9 protein-coding genes are annotated in these 14,062 nt (G+C 71.6%); 4 read left to right on the top strand and 5 right to left on the bottom strand.

What is annotated here, in order from left to right:
- Positions 1–3: 3 nt before the first annotated feature.
- The 3 genes from JOF44_RS10725 to rhaI are packed head-to-tail and all read right to left on the bottom strand — an operon-like array spanning position 4 to position 4,849.
- A complete protein-coding gene (locus JOF44_RS10725) occupies positions 4–1,605 on the bottom strand; it encodes a rhamnulokinase (protein ID WP_209890817.1) in 1,602 nt (533 codons plus the stop codon).
- Positions 1,602–3,668 (bottom strand): bifunctional aldolase/short-chain dehydrogenase, encoded by a 2,067-nt coding sequence (locus JOF44_RS10720; protein WP_209890814.1) that lies wholly within the window; start codon positions 3,666–3,668, stop codon positions 1,602–1,604. Before JOF44_RS10720 ends, JOF44_RS10725 begins: the two co-directional genes overlap by 4 nt.
- A gap of 2 nt (positions 3,669–3,670) precedes the next feature.
- On the bottom strand, positions 3,671–4,849 hold the full coding sequence (gene rhaI, locus JOF44_RS10715) for an L-rhamnose isomerase (RefSeq protein ID WP_209890811.1): 1,179 nt from the start codon (positions 4,847–4,849) through the stop codon (positions 3,671–3,673).
- Between the two features lie 269 nt (positions 4,850–5,118).
- Here rhaI and JOF44_RS10710 point away from each other — a divergent pair, with 269 nt between their 5' ends.
- From JOF44_RS10710 to JOF44_RS10695, 4 genes are read left to right on the top strand one after another with little or no spacing between them, the layout of a single operon-like run.
- Entirely contained in the window at positions 5,119–6,444 is a 1,326-nt protein-coding gene (locus tag JOF44_RS10710; RefSeq protein ID WP_209890808.1) for an MFS transporter, read from the top strand.
- A gap of 59 nt (positions 6,445–6,503) precedes the next feature.
- Positions 6,504–7,544 (top strand): alpha/beta hydrolase, encoded by a 1,041-nt coding sequence (locus tag JOF44_RS10705; RefSeq protein WP_209890805.1) that lies wholly within the window; start codon positions 6,504–6,506, stop codon positions 7,542–7,544.
- A gap of 5 nt (positions 7,545–7,549) precedes the next feature.
- Positions 7,550–9,850, top strand: a complete 2,301-nt coding sequence (locus tag JOF44_RS10700) for a TIM barrel protein (RefSeq protein ID WP_342591756.1) — start codon at positions 7,550–7,552, stop codon at positions 9,848–9,850.
- Positions 9,851–9,899: 49 nt separating this feature from the next.
- Entirely contained in the window at positions 9,900–10,742 is an 843-nt protein-coding gene (locus JOF44_RS10695; RefSeq protein WP_209890802.1) for a DUF1206 domain-containing protein, read from the top strand.
- A 69-nt stretch (positions 10,743–10,811) separates the two neighbouring features.
- Here JOF44_RS10695 and JOF44_RS10690 read toward each other — a convergent pair whose 3' ends face one another.
- Both JOF44_RS10690 and araA read right to left on the bottom strand, forming a co-directional pair.
- Positions 10,812–12,080, bottom strand: a complete 1,269-nt coding sequence (locus JOF44_RS10690; RefSeq protein ID WP_209890799.1) for a D-arabinono-1,4-lactone oxidase — start codon at positions 12,078–12,080, stop codon at positions 10,812–10,814.
- 193 nt (positions 12,081–12,273) lie between these two features.
- Positions 12,274–13,782, bottom strand: coding sequence for an L-arabinose isomerase (araA, locus tag JOF44_RS10685; protein ID WP_209890796.1), 1,509 nt, complete (start codon positions 13,780–13,782; stop codon positions 12,274–12,276).
- Positions 13,783–14,062: the final 280 nt, after the last annotated feature.

The raw sequence follows: 14,062 nt of genomic DNA, 5'->3' as shown, positions 1-14,062 counted from the left end.
GCCTCACCGCGTCGATGGGCGGAACGTCTTCAGATCGACGCTCGCGCGCACCAGCTCGCGGATCGATGCACGACCGGCGGGCACGGTCCCGAGCGCCGCGGCCTGCAGCGCGAGGTTGCCCAGTGCCGTCGCCTCCGTCGGCCCGGCCACGACGTCGATCTCCAGCGCGTCCGCGGTGAGCTGGTTCAGCAGGGCGTTGCGGCTGCCTCCACCGACGACGTGCAGCCGCTCGGGGCGCGGCACACCCGCGATCCGGCAGGCGGTGGCGAGCTGGTCCCGGTAGGTCAGGGCGAGGGACTCGAGGATGCAGCGCACCACGTGGGCCGGGGTGGTGAGCGTCGACCTTGAGAGGCCCGTTCCGTCGGCCCCGACAGATCGCGCGGCGGCGATCACCCGGTCGGCCATCTGCCCCGGCGCCAGGAACTGCGGATCCGTGGGATCGATCAGCGCGCGGGCCGACGGCTCGGCGGCAGCCGCAACCAGCAGACCCTCGAGATCCACGTCGAGCCCGTCGTCCTGCCATTGCCGGATCGATTCGCTGACCAGCCACATCCCGGCGACGTTCTGGAGGAAGCGGACCGTCCCGTCGACCCCGCCCTCGTTGGTGAATCCGGCCTCGAGAGCCTCGGACGTGGCGACCGCATCGGTCAGCTCGAGGCCGATCAGCGACCAGGTGCCCGAGGAGATGTAGGCGACGGGCCCGGGACCTGTGGCGGGGACGGCGAGCACCGCCGAGGCCGTGTCGTGGGAGCCGACGGCGATCACCGGCACCTCCCCGATGCCGAGCTCAGTGCCCAGCTCGGGACGCACGGTGCCCAGCACGTCGCCCGGTGCGATGAACGGGGCCAGCAGCTCCCGATCCACACCCGCGCTGACCAGCAGCTCCTCGGACCAGTCGGCCCCGCCCACGCTCAGCATCCCGGTGCTGGAGGCGTTGGTCAGCTCCGTGCGTCGCCGCCCGGTCAGCAGGTGCCCGATCGCGTCGGGGAGCATCAGCAGCGTCGAGCCGGCGGGGAGGTCGGCGAGGCGGTCGTCGGCCACCAGCTGGTAGAGCGTGTTGAAGGGCTGCTGGGCGATGCCCGTCAGCGCGTACTGCTGCTCCCGGGAGACGGTGCGGGAGAAATGGTCGGCGACCCCGTCGGTGCGCTCGTCGCGGTAGGCGATGACCTCGCCATGGCGGCGGCCGGGGCCCGGGGCGGAGCAAGGGTCGGAACTCGGGGTGAGACGGTGTCCGGAGCCCGGGACGGGGGCGTCGTCGCGCGTGCGCTCGCCAGGGCCGTCGGTTGCGCAGACCTCTGGGCCGACGAGGGCATAGTCCACCGCCCAGGAGTCCACCCCGATCGCCGCGATCCCCTCCAGCCCGCGCGACACGGCGAGGCCGTGCGCCGCGGAGAGGCCGTGACGGATCTCCGCCCAGAGCGCGTCGAGATCCCAGCACAGGTGCCCGTCGACCCGCTCCAGGCGGTTGCCGAAGCGGTGCGCCGGGACCATCTCGATCCGACCGTCGGCGACGATGCCCAGCATCACGCGGCCCGAGCTCGCCCCGAGGTCGACCGCCGCGAGGGCACGGGGACCGTCGGTCGACTGCGGCTGCTGGCGAGTCATCGCAGGAAGGCGGCGGCGACCCCGGCGTCGACCGGGACGTGCAGGCCGGTGGTGTGCGAGAGGTCCCCGGCAGTCAGGGCGAACACGGCATTGGCGACGTTCGCGGGCAGCACCTCGCGCTTCAGCAGGGTGCGCTGGGCGTAGAACTCGCCGAGCTTCTCCTCCTCCACGCCGTACACCTTCGCGCGCGAGGCGCCCCAGCCGCCGGCGAAGATGCCGGAGCCGCGCACCACCCCGTCGGGGTTGATGCCGTTGACCCGGATCTGGTGGCCGCCGAGCTCCGCGGCGAGCAGCCGCACCTGGTGGGCCTGGTCGGCCTTGGTCGCCGAGTAGGCGATGTTGTTGGGTCCGGCGAACACCGAGTTCTTCGAGGAGATGTAGACGATGTCCCCGCCCATGGCCTGATCGATCATCACCCGGGCGGTCTCCCGGGAGATCAGGAAGCTGCCGCGGGCCATCACGTCGTGCTGCAGGTCCCAGTCCTTCGCGGTGGTCTCCAGCAGCGGCTTGGACAGCGACAGCCCCGCGTTGTTCACGATCAGGTCGAGCCCGCCGAAGGCCAGGACCGCGTCGGCCACGGCCTGCACGACCGCATCCTCGTCGGAGACATCGGCGCGCAGCGCGACCGCCTTGTCGGGACCGCCCAGCTCCTCGGCCACGGCCTGCGCGCTGTCCGGATTCAGGTCGGCGATGACCACGCAAGCGCCCTCGGCGACGAGCCGCTCGGCCGTGGCCCTGCCGATGCCGGAGCCGCCGCCGGTCACCAGGGCCACGCGCGTCGCGAGCGGCTTGGGCGCCGGCTTGCGCTGCAGCTTCGCCTCCTCCAGCGCCCAGTACTCGATGCGGAACTTCTCGGACTCCTCGATGGGGGAGTAGGTCGAGATCGCCTCCGCACCGCGCATCACCTGGATGGCGTTGACGTAGAACTCCCCGGCCACGCGCGCGGTCTGCTTGTCGGTGCCGAAGGAGAACATGCCCACGCCCGGGACCAGCACGATCGCCGGGTCCGCGCCGCGCATCGCCGGGGAATCGGCGTCGGCATGCCGCTCGTAGTACGCGGTGTAGTCCGCGCGATAGGCCTCGTGCAGCTCCTGCAGCCGGGCGACCGACTCCTCGATCGAGGCATGCGCCGGGAGGTCGAGCACGAGGGGCTTCACCTTCGTGCGCAGGAAGTGGTCGGGGCAGGAGGTGCCCTGTGCGGCCAGCTTCCCCAGCTTGTCCCCGCCGAGGAACTCGTGGACCACCTCGGTGTCCGTCCAGTGCCCGACCATCGGCGCATCGGTCGAGGCGAGCCCGCGGATCACCGGCGCCAGGGCCGACGCCTTCGCACGACGCTCGGCCTCCGGCAGGGCATCGCGCGAGGGATCGTGGGCGCCGAAGGGCTCGGCGGAGCCGGTGCGCTCGATGAACTGGGTGGCTTCGGCGATGATCCGCAGGGCGTTGCGCTGCACCTCCTCGGAGGTATCTCCCCAGGCGGTGATGCCGTGCCCGCCGAGGATGCATCCGATGGCCTGGGGGTTCTCCCGCTGGATCGCGGCGATGTCCAGGCCCAGCTGGAAGCCGGGCCGACGCCACGGCACCCACACCACGGCGTCGCCGAAGCACTCGCGGGTCAGGCGCTCGCCGTCGGCCGCGGTCGCCAGAGCGATCCCGGCGTCGGGATGCAGGTGGTCCACGTGCGCGGTCTCGACCAGGGCATGCATGGCGGTGTCGATCGACGGGGCCGCGCCCCCCGTGCCGAACAGACAGTGGTCGAAGGCGGCCACCATCTCGTCCTCCCGCTCCACGCCCGGATACACGGACTCCAGGGCGCGCACCCGGTCCAGGCGCAGCACCGCCAGTCCCTGCTCGGTCAGGGTGCCGAGGTCGCCGCCGGAGCCTTTGACCCACAGCAGCTCGGTCTCCGCGCCGGTGACCGGGTCGGTGCCGGTACCCGTGGCGGAGGTGTTGCCGCCGGCGTAGTTGGTGTTCTTCGGGTCCGCGCCGAGCTCGTTCGAGCGGGCCAGGAGGGCGGCGACGGTCGGGTTCGTCGGCCCCGTCGTGGAGGTGGTGGTGCTGGTCATGGTCAGGCCCCCCATCCCATCTGATTGCCGCCGACGCGCTCCGCGGCGACCTTCTCCTCGTACCCGCTGGCCCGGAAGGCCGTGAACGGATCCGCGGGCAGTCCGCGCTCCTCGCGGAAGGCGGCCAGGGCCGGGCGCACGTCGGTCCAGAAGGCATCCATCAGGATGCCGTTGGCCTCCAGCACATCATTGCGCTCCTGGGCGTCGGCGAGAGCCTCGCGGTCCACCAGCAGCGCCTTGGCCAGGGTCTCCTGGACGTTCAGCACCGAGCGGATCTGCGCCTGGATCTTCGACTCCAGGTTGTGGCACTGGTCGAGCATGAAGTTCACGCCGGCCGCAGGACGGTGGGCGTCCTGCTGGACGATCTCGAACAGGATGCGGAACAGCTGGAACGGGTCCGCCGCCCCCACGATCAGGTCGTCGTCCGCGTAGTTGCGGGAGTTGAAGTCGAAGGCGCCCAGGCGGTTCTGCCGCAGCAGCTGGGCGACGATGAACTCGATGTTGGTGCCGGGGGCGTGGTGGCCGGTGTCCAGCACCACCTGCGCCTGCTCGCCGAGGGCCAGGCAGTGCAGCAGGCTCGTGCCCCAGTCCGGGACGTCCGTGTGGTAGAAAGCCGGCTCGAAGAACTTGTACTCGAGCACGATCCGCTCGCCCTCGTCGAGTCCCTGGTAGATCTCCTGCAGCGACTCCGCGAGGCGGTCCTGGCGGGCACGGATCGAGTCCTGACCGGCGTAGTTGGTGCCGTCGGCCAGCCAGATCTTCAGCTCGGTCGAGCCGGTCGCCCGCATGACGTCCAGGCACTCCAGATGGTGGTCGATCGCCCGACGGCGCACGGTCCTGTCGCCGGCCGTGAGGGAGCCGAACTTGTACTCGTCGTCCTGGAAGGTGTTCGAGTTGATCATGCCGATCTGCATGTTCTGCTCGGCCGCGTAGTCGCGCAGCCCGGAGAAGTCCTCGACCTTGTCCCAGGGATAGTGCAGCGAGACGCGCGGGGCCGAGCCGGTGTAGGCGTGGGTCTGCGCGGCGTCGGCGATCTTCTCGAAGGGGTCGCGCGGGGTGCCGGGGGTGCCGAACACCTTGAAACGGGTGCCGGAGTTGCCGTAGCCCCAGCTGGGGACCTCGATGGTGAACTCGGCGAGGTCGCGGGCGACCTCGGCGGGGAGAGCGGAGGGAGTGGGCATGGTGGGCTCCTTCGGATGCTCACGGACGACGTCCGTGAGGTGCGCAGTGGGATGGGCGGTCAGAGCGGTCGCGGCGTCGAGCGCCGTCCCGCGAGATCTCGCACGAGGTCGACGAGGTTCCGTCGGCCCGACGCCGGCCGATATCGTCCACCCCACTATTGAAACGACTCATAAATCAACGTAGCATTCCCGCGACCGAGTCACAAGGTGTCGCGCTGTCCCCACGGCGCGCTTCCCGTCTGCGACCCCCACTGCTCGAAGGAGAGCCCATGACCGCCCAGTCCCGCGGGACGACGTTGCCCACGGGGCCCCGACCCGGATCTGTACGTGGCTGGAAGGCCACCATCGCGGTGGCGATGTCGAACTACATCGAGGCCGGCTCGATCATCGCCCTGGCCACCAGCCTCACCTTGTGGCAGGAGTACTTCGGCTTCTCGAACTGGATGGTGGGTCTGGTCGCCGCCGTCTCCGCGAATGCGTTCGGCGCCGCGGTGGGCGCGATGATCGGCGGCCCGCTCGGAGACCGCTACGGTCGTAAGTTCATCTACACCTACGACCTCATCCTCTACATGGTCGGCACCCTCCTGGTCGTCTTCGCCGGCCAGGCCTGGATGCTCGTGCTCGGCGTCATCCTCACCGGCATCGCCGTCGGTGCCGGCGTCCCCGTGGCCTGGACATACATCGCCGAACAGGCCCCTCACGCCCACCGCGCTCGCCACGTGGGGACCGCCCAGCTGGCCTGGTCGCTGGGCCCGGCCGTCGTGTTCGCCATCGCCACCGCTCTGGTGCCGCTCGGCCTGCTCGGCACGCGGATCGTCTTCGCGCACCTGTTCGTGATCGCCTTCATCACCTGGTGGGTGCGCCGGGGCCTGGCCGAATCCAGCCTCTGGACCGAGCAGAAGAAGAAACGTGACGCCGCCGCCGCGCACGGCACCCCGGTACGACATCGCGGACTGCGGGAGCTGCTGTCCCACCCCCGCAACATCAAGGCGCTGCTGTTCCTCATCGGCGTCTACGCGCTGTGGAACACCGTCGCGGGGCAGATGGGCATCTTCATGCCCCGCGTCTACGAGACCGCCGGAGTGGCGAGCGCGACCGGCCAGAACCTGCTCCAGGTGCTGCTGTGGACCATGACCGTGGTGGCGACCTACTTCGGCTTCATGCTGCTGGGGGACAGGATCGATCGTCGCCTGCTGTACGGCATCGGGGCGGTGCTCGGGATCCTGGCCTGGGTCCTGCTGGTGTTCGTGCACGTCACGACGCCGCTGCTGATCCTGTTCGCCGTGGTCTGGGGCGTGGCTGCCGGCATCGGCGCCCAGGCGTTCTATGCGCTGTGGACCGCTGAGATGTTCGCGACCCCGTACCGGGCCAGCGCCCAGGGCGTGGTGTTCTTCGTGGCCCGCATCGCCGTGGGGGTGCTCAGCTACTTCTTCCCCACGCTGCTCGCCGCCCAGGGCGTGCCGTTCGTCGGCGGGATCATGATCGCCCTGCTGGTCGGCGCGCTGCTGATCGGGGTGATCGGGGCCCCGGATACCCGCGGAAAGACACTCGAGCAGATCGAGGTCGAGCGCTACGGGCATCGCGTCGGCGCATGATGGTCCCATGGCGCGGGCGCCGTCCCGTCGTCCACGTCCCACCCGAACCGGAGTGCTTCATGACCCAGCCGCAGACCACCGCCCAGATCCCGTCCGCATCGCCCGCCCCGCTCACCCCGACCGCGTCGGACGAGATGGAACGCCGGATGCGGCAGCTCGGCGACGCCGCCACCTGGGCGGACGTCGACCCCGCGGTCCATCGCGCCTGGGACGAGCCCTACGGTCCCGCCGAGCAGTGGGAGCTGAGGATCGAGGACCGGGAGATCCCCGGTCCCCACGGCCCCATCCCGGTGCGCCTCTACACCCCACCCACCGCGGCCGATGGGCCCCGGCCGTGCCTGGTGTGGTGCCACGGCGGCGGCTTCATGCACGGCGACCTCGACATGCCCGAGGGCGACCACGTCGCGCGCGGCATCGCCGGCCGCGCCGGAGCCGTGGTGGTCTCGGTCGACTACCGGCTGTGCGACGAGATCGACGGCACCCCCGCGCGGGAGCTCCCGGGCGGTCCCGCACGCGTGCTCGCGCCGGTCCCGCTGGATGACGTGTGCGCCGCCGTGACCTGGACCCGAGAGCATGCCGACGAGCTCGGCATCGATCGCGCCCGGGCGGCGATCGGCGGCGCCAGCGCGGGCGGCAACCTCGCTGCGGCCGCTTCGCTGCGCCTGGCCGAGGACGGCGCTCCGCTCGCGGCCTCGCTGCTGCTCTACCCCGTGACGCATCCGATCAGCCCGGAGCCGACGACCGACGAAACCGCCGCGCTCGCCGTGACCCCGACCCTGCTGCGCTTCCCGCCCGAGACGATGCGGGCCATGTCGGAGAACTACATCGGCCGCGCTCTCGAGGACGCGGTGCCCCACGAGTTCCCAGGACTGGCGAGCACCCAGCAGCTGGCCGTCCTGCCTCGCACCTACCTCGAGGCCGACGAGTTCGACGACCTGCGCGTCAGCGGCCGCCGCTACGCGGAGCAGCTGGCCGAGGCCGGCGTGGACGTCGAGCACGTCGTGCGCCGCGGGGCCTGTCACGGGCACCTGAACCGGGTCGGCCTGCCGCAGGCGGCGGCGTCGATGGACCGTATGGCCGGCATCCTCCAGGAGCTCTGACCCCTGTGGCCTACGGCATCATCGCTGGGCAGGCGCAGGCGGCCGCCGCACTCGCCGCCGGTGCGGACTACGTCGAGCCGACGATCGTGGACAACGTCGTGGTGCCCGACGCCTCCGGCACCTGGGGCCCTGCCCCGGGCCTCGAGGACTGGGCGAAGGCACCGTCCTTCGCGGTGCTCTGCCCGCCCGAGCTGCGCCTGTCCGATCCGGCGATGCCGCAGGCCCTGATCGAGGAGTACCTGCGCACGGTGATGGCAGCGGCTGCCCGGTGCGCGAGGCCCGGGGCGACGATCGTGCTGGGCAGCGGCGCGTCCCGTCGGACCCCCGACGGCGTCGACCCGACGACGGCCCGGGCTCGGCTCGCGCAGACGGTGCGCCTGGCGCGGGACCTCGCGGCCGAGCAGGGGCTGGAGGCGATCCTCGAACCGCTGCATCGCGGGGAGACCGACCAGATCAACGACATCGCCGAGGCGATCGCCTTCCTCGACCAGCACGGCTTGGATCGTATGCGGGTGGTCGCGGACCTTTTCCACGTCATGCTCGAGCACGAATCATTCGATGTGGTGCGCGAGCAAGGCGGTCGGGTGGCCCATGCGCACATCGCCGACACCGACCGCACCCCGCCCGGGCAGGGGGACTGGCCGCTGCGCGAGTTCCTCCAGGCGCTGCGCAGCGGCGGCTACGACGGGCCGGTCTCGATCGAGTGCACCTGGGCGGACCTGCCGCGCGAGGCCGGCTCGGCGCTCGAGACGGTGCGCGAGGCCGACCGGGATGCGCGTGCGGCCACCGCGAGCGCGGTGCCCACGTCGGAGGCGTCGGGCTCCGCCACGTCGGCTTCTCCAGCCGTCCCTGCCCGCTCCGCTGCACCGGGCCGTACGGCCGTCGTGAACAGCAACGGCGGCTGGTGCTGGTTCCAGGACGAGCGCGCCCTCGTCGACCCGGGCTCCGGCCACCTGCTGCTCGGCTCGGTCGCCTCCGATGCCGGGGCCGACGGGCCGGGGCGCGGCGGCGATATCGATCTGACGATCGTGGATCTGGACCGGCTCGGCGAGCACGGATCGGTGGCCGGCATCGACCCCGTCGCCCGCACCCTCACCCTGCACCACGGCCTCGAGTCCGACGACCACGACAACCCCGCCCTATGGCGCCGTGCGGACGGGCGCTGGCTCGCCGTCTACAGCCGGCACAAGTCCGATGACCTCACCCGCTGGCGGATCAGCGAGGTCGGCGACCCCACCCGATGGGGGCCCGAGGCGGTCTTCGACTGGCGCGAGCTGTTCGACTCCCCGGAGCAGGCGCGCGCCGGGGGCGGCAGCCGGGGCGTGACCTACCAGAACCTCCACCAGCTCGACGGCGTCCTGTACTGCTTCGTCCGCGCGATCAACGACGACCCCTGCTATCTCGTCTCCGACGACGACGGCGACACCTGGACCTTCGGAGGCCGTCTGCTCACCCGCGAGAAGATCGGATACGTCAACGGCTATGCCCGCTACGCTTCCGGCACCCGCTTCGGGACGGACGACCGCATCGACGTGATCATCACCGAGCACCACCCGCGCGACTACCCCACCGCGATCTGGCACGGCTACCTCGCGGACGGCCACCTGCACCGCAGCGACGGCACGCGGGTGGGGGAGCTGCGGCGGGGGCTCTCGGATCCCACGCCCCGGGCGGAGGACCTGACCTGCGTGCTCGCCAGCGGGTCGACCTGGGGCGACTCGAGCGGGATCGGCTCGAACGGAGACGGCACGGTCCTGACCCACGCCTGGACCACGGACCTGCGGCGCTTCCCCGACGGCAGCCTGGTTGCCCTGATGACCGCGCGGGCCGGCGACGCTCCCGGCAGTGGCTGTGGCTGTGGCTGTGGCTGTGGCAGCGGCACCGGCCGCGGGATGCTCGGCCCGATCGACCACCGCTTCGTCCGCGGCGTGCTGCGGCCGGGGGAGAGCGCCTGGCAGGTGCGCGAGCTCGCCGCGGCCGGTCCCCAGCTGCTCCCGCACGAGGAGGACTACACGGGCCTGGCCACCATCGACCCGGAGGACCCCGACGCCCTCTGGCTCTCCACCGTCGTGGACCCCCGCGACGGCACCGTGCTGGCGCATCACGAGATCTTCCACGGCTGCACGGCCGACGACGGACGCAGCTGGACCTGGACGCCGGTCACCGAAGGATCCGCGGTCGACAACCTCCGACCCATCGCGGTGCCGGGCGATCCGGGGCGGTCGGTGCTGGCCTGGTATCGCGGCTCGATGGCGTCCTCGCAGGCCTACGACGCCGAGGTGATGGTGCGCGTCGCGGAGCGGTGACGAGCCGACCCGGGTGATCCCGTCGTCCCCCTCGTCCTAGAGTGCGTCCATGGGACCGAGCAGCGACGAGCACGACGGCGCCGAGGCCGTCGAGGAGGCGGCGGAGACCGCGGTCGAGCAGCCCGGCTTCCACGTCGTGGCGCGCGGCGGCTTCCTCATGAGCGGCATCGTCCATGTGCTGATCGGCTGGATCGCCCTGCACATCGCGCTCGGCATCCCCGGCAGCAGCGCTGATCGCTCCGGGGCGATGGCGATGATCGCGCAGGCCCCCGGTGGCCAGGTCCTGCTCTGGGCCGGTGGTACGGCGATGATCGCCCTCGCGCTGTGGTTGGTGCTGCGGGCATGGTTCGGGGCGCGTCGTCGCACGACGAAGACGGCTGCTGCGGGGGAGGCGGCGCGGTGGCTCGGCAAGGCGGTGGCCTACGCGGCCCTGTCCGTGACGGTGCTGCGCTTCGCCGCCGGCGGCAGCTCCTCCACCAGCTCGCAGACCGAGTCCCTCACGGCAGGCCTCCTGGGCACCGGGACCGGACGCGCCCTGGCGCTGCTCCTCGCCGCCGTCGTGATCGGGATCGGCATCGGCTATGCGGTCATCGGTCTCACCCGCCGCTTCCTGAACCAGCTGGACCGCAGCAAGCACCCGAGCATCGGCATCGTCCTGCGGGCCACGGGGATCGTCGGCTATACCGCGAAGGGGCTGGCCCTGGTGGCGGTGGGAGCGCTGCTCGGCTGGGCCGGGCTCTCCTCGGATCCCCAGAAGTCCACCGGACTGGACGGGGCCCTGCACACCATGGCGGGCCTGCCCGCGGGGAAGGTGATGCTGCTGGTGATCGGCGGCGGGCTGATCATCTTCGGGGTGTACTGCTTCCTGAGGTCGCGCTACCAGGACATGTGAGCGCCTGCGGAGGAGGACTCGCGTGACCGCTCCGAGAGCTTCACATTCGCGGTGCCGGGTCTCCTGTCCTCACGCCCCGAGCAGTCGGTCGACGTAGTCGTTGCGGAAGACGCGGCCCGGATCGAGCCGATCACGCAGCGCGAGGAAATCGCCCAGCCGCGGGTACCGCGCCTGCACCGTCGCCGGGTCCGTGGTGAACACCTTGCCCCAGTGCGGACGCGGCGCGAACGGAGCCAGGCGCTCCTCGATCTGGGGAAGCAGCGCCGCCACCTCGGCGGGCCGCTGCTGCCAGGTGAAGTGCACGCAGGCGGTGTCGCGCCGGTACGCGGGCGAGAGCCAGAGGTCATCGCCGGCGACGGTGCGGATCTCGGAGACGTGCAGCAGCGGTCGGATCCGCTCGCCCAGCGGCATCACCGCCGCGAGCGCCGCGCCCAGATCCTCGCGGGCCACGAAGTACTCCGACTGGATCTCCGCGCCGCTGCTCGGAGTGAACTCGAGCCGGAAATGCGGCAGCCGCTCGTACGAGGGCCCGGCAGTTCCGGTCTGATCGGTGCAGACGTCGGCCGGCATCCCGGGGGCGGGGTGGACGGCGGTGGTGGCGCGCCGCCCGCCGAACCACTGCTCGGGCAGCGGTGCCGCGTCGGCCTCCTGCTTCACCCAGGCCTGCGCGATGTGCCCGTCCCAATGGTGGAACAGGCTCACGCTGTACCCGGCGGACAGCACGGATTCCAGGTCCTCCTGGCGCATCGACTCCGGGGCCAGATCGAGATGGACGCTCTGGCGCAGCTCGAAGGCGGGCACCAGATCGAGCGTGAGGTGGGTGACGACGCCGAGGGCCCCGAGGGCGAGCACCGCCCCGTCGAAGATCTCCGGGTCCTTCTCGCGGGAGAGCGTCACCAGGTCACCGCCTGGGGTGATCAGCTCGATCGCCCGCACCGAGGAGGCCAGCGAGCGGTGGCGATCCCCGGAACCATGGGTGCCCGTCGCGCTCGCCCCGCCCACCGAGATATGGGGGAGCGAGCCCGTGTTCGCCACGGCCAGCCCCACCTCGGCGGCGGCTGCGGACAGCTCGCCGTAGCGCACCCCGGCGCCGACCCGCACGGTGCGCGCTGCGGTGTCGAACTCGAGGTCCGACGGGAGGTTCGCGAGGCTCACCAGCGGACCGTCGCTCGCCGCGACCTGGGAGAACGAGTGCCGGGTGCCGAGGGCCCGGATCCGCCGGCTGCGAGCGACCAGGGCGCGCAGCTCGTCGACCGAGGTCGGAGCATGCAACGGCCCGGGCCCGTAGTCGACGGTGCCGGACCAGCTCAGGCCCGGGGCGGGGGAAGACGGTGCCATGGGGACCTCGAAGGTGTCGGCGGAGTGTGCCGCGAGCGTTGCACAGTTGGCGGATTGCCGGTGTCATAACGCCACCTGTGCAACGCTCGCGGGGTCGGGCCGGGTCGGGCCGGGTCGGGCCGGGTCGGGCCGGGTCGGGTCGGGTCGGGCCGCGGGGCCGGGCTGCTGAAGGGCCCGGCCGCGGGCCGGAGCTTCAGAAGCCCTGACCGAGGCGGTAGAAGACCTGGTTGGTGCGCAGCTCCTGGGCGAAGGAGCGCACCGTGGTGTCCTCGTCGATCACGGCGAGCTCGAGGTCGCCGATCTGGGCGAGGTCTTCCCACACCTCGAGGTCCACCGCATTGCTCATCACCGTGTGATGGGCGGCGCCGGCCGTCAGCCAGCATTCGGCGGAGGTCGCGAGGTCCGGGGCGGGTTCCCAGACGGCGCAGGCCACCGGCAGCTTCGGCAGCGCCTCGTCGGGCTCGACGACCTCGACCACGTTGGCGACCAGGCGGAATCGCTCGCGCATGTCAGACAGGGCCACCACCACGGCGGGTCCGGCGTCGGCCGCGAACTTCAGCCGCACCGGGTCCTCCCGGTCGCCGATCCCCAGCGGATGGATCTCGAGGGTGGGCTTCGCGGTGGTCAGCGAGGGGGAGACCTCGAGCATGTGGGCGCCGAGGATCTTCTCCCTGCCGGGCGTGAGCTCGTAGGTGTAGTCCTCCATGAGGGAGGCGCCGCCGGGCAGGCCGTAGCCCATCACCGCGGCCACCCGCACCAGGATCGCGGTCTTCCAGTCGCCCTCGGCGCCGAAGCCGTAGCCGTCGGCCATCAGGCGCTGCACCGCGAGGCCCGGCAGCTGGCGCAGCCCGCCGAGGTCCTCGAAGTTCGTGGTGAACGCGCCGAAGCCGCCCTCGTCGAGGAAGGTGCGCAGGCCGATCTCCTGGCGGGCGCCGTAGCGCAGCGACTCGTGACGCTCCCCGCCCTGGCGCAGCTCGGGGGCGACGTCGTAGTGCTCCTCGTACTCGGCGACCAGGGCGTCGATCAGGCGCTCGTCGACGGCGTCGACCACCTCGACCAGATCGTTGACGCCCCAGGTGTTCACCGAGACGCCCAGGCGCAGTTCGGCCTCGGTCTTGTCCCCCTCGGTGACGGCGACGCCGCGCATGTTGTCGCCGAAGCGCGCGAGCTTCAGCGAGTGCATCTCGGCCCAGCCGGTGGCGGCGCGGGCCCAGCGGCCCACCTTGGCCTGGACGGCCGCATCGCTCGCATGGCCGACGACGGTCTTGCGGTTCACCCCGAGCCGGGTGGCGATGTACCCGAACTCGCGGTCGCCGTGCGCGGCCTGGTTGAGGTTCATGAAGTCCATGTCGATGGTGGACCAGGGCAGGGCGACGTTGGCCTGCGTGTGCAGGTGCAGCAGCGGGGTGGTCAGTGCGTCCAGGCCCTGGATCCACATCTTCGCCGGCGAGAAGGTGTGCATCCAGGCGATGACGCCCACGCAGGCGGGGTCCGCGTTCGCCGCCAGAGCGGTCTCGCGGATCGCGTCGCGATCGGTGAGAACCGGCTTCCAGACGATCTTCACCGGGATGTCGGCGCCGGCGTCGAGGGTCTCGGCGATCACGCGGGACTGCTCGGCGACCTGGTCGAGGGTCTCGGGGCCGTACAGGCCCTGGCTGCCGGTCAGGAACCAGATCTCGCGGGCGTCGAAAGGATTGTCCACAGTGACTCCTTCGGGAGGACGGGGCGCATGGCCGCCGCTCGGCAGCGGCGGGATGCGGGGTGACCTCTCAATTGTGAACGTTCACAGGACGGGTGTCAACGATGACCGGCGTCCGTGCCGTGCATTCATGCCTGGCATCCGTGACGGGCGCCCGTGCCGGTCATCCGGGTCCGGATGCCGCGGCCGACGGTCCTGCCGACGACGAAGGAGGCCGCCCCGAGGGGCGACCTCCTTCGTCATCGTGCGACATCTCCGGGATCCGGCTCGGATCCGTGCTGTG

It is taken from the genome of Brachybacterium fresconis, assembly GCF_017876515.1.
In the GTDB taxonomy this organism is placed as follows: domain Bacteria; phylum Actinomycetota; class Actinomycetes; order Actinomycetales; family Dermabacteraceae; genus Brachybacterium; species Brachybacterium fresconis.
This window is presented reverse-complemented; position numbering and strand designations above follow the sequence as displayed.

Coding starts and splice junctions, on each gene's coding strand:
- JOF44_RS10725 (WP_209890817.1), bottom strand. CDS start 1,605: ATGACTCGCCAGCAGCCGCAGTCGACCGACGGTCCCCGTGCCCTCGCG.
- JOF44_RS10720 (WP_209890814.1), bottom strand. CDS start 3,668: ATGACCAGCACCACCACCTCCACGACGGGGCCGACGAACCCGACCGTC.
- rhaI (WP_209890811.1), bottom strand. CDS start 4,849: ATGCCCACTCCCTCCGCTCTCCCCGCCGAGGTCGCCCGCGACCTCGCC.
- JOF44_RS10710 (WP_209890808.1), top strand. CDS start 5,119: ATGACCGCCCAGTCCCGCGGGACGACGTTGCCCACGGGGCCCCGACCC.
- JOF44_RS10705 (WP_209890805.1), top strand. CDS start 6,504: ATGACCCAGCCGCAGACCACCGCCCAGATCCCGTCCGCATCGCCCGCC.
- JOF44_RS10695 (WP_209890802.1), top strand. CDS start 9,900: ATGGGACCGAGCAGCGACGAGCACGACGGCGCCGAGGCCGTCGAGGAG.
- JOF44_RS10690 (WP_209890799.1), bottom strand. CDS start 12,080: ATGGCACCGTCTTCCCCCGCCCCGGGCCTGAGCTGGTCCGGCACCGTC.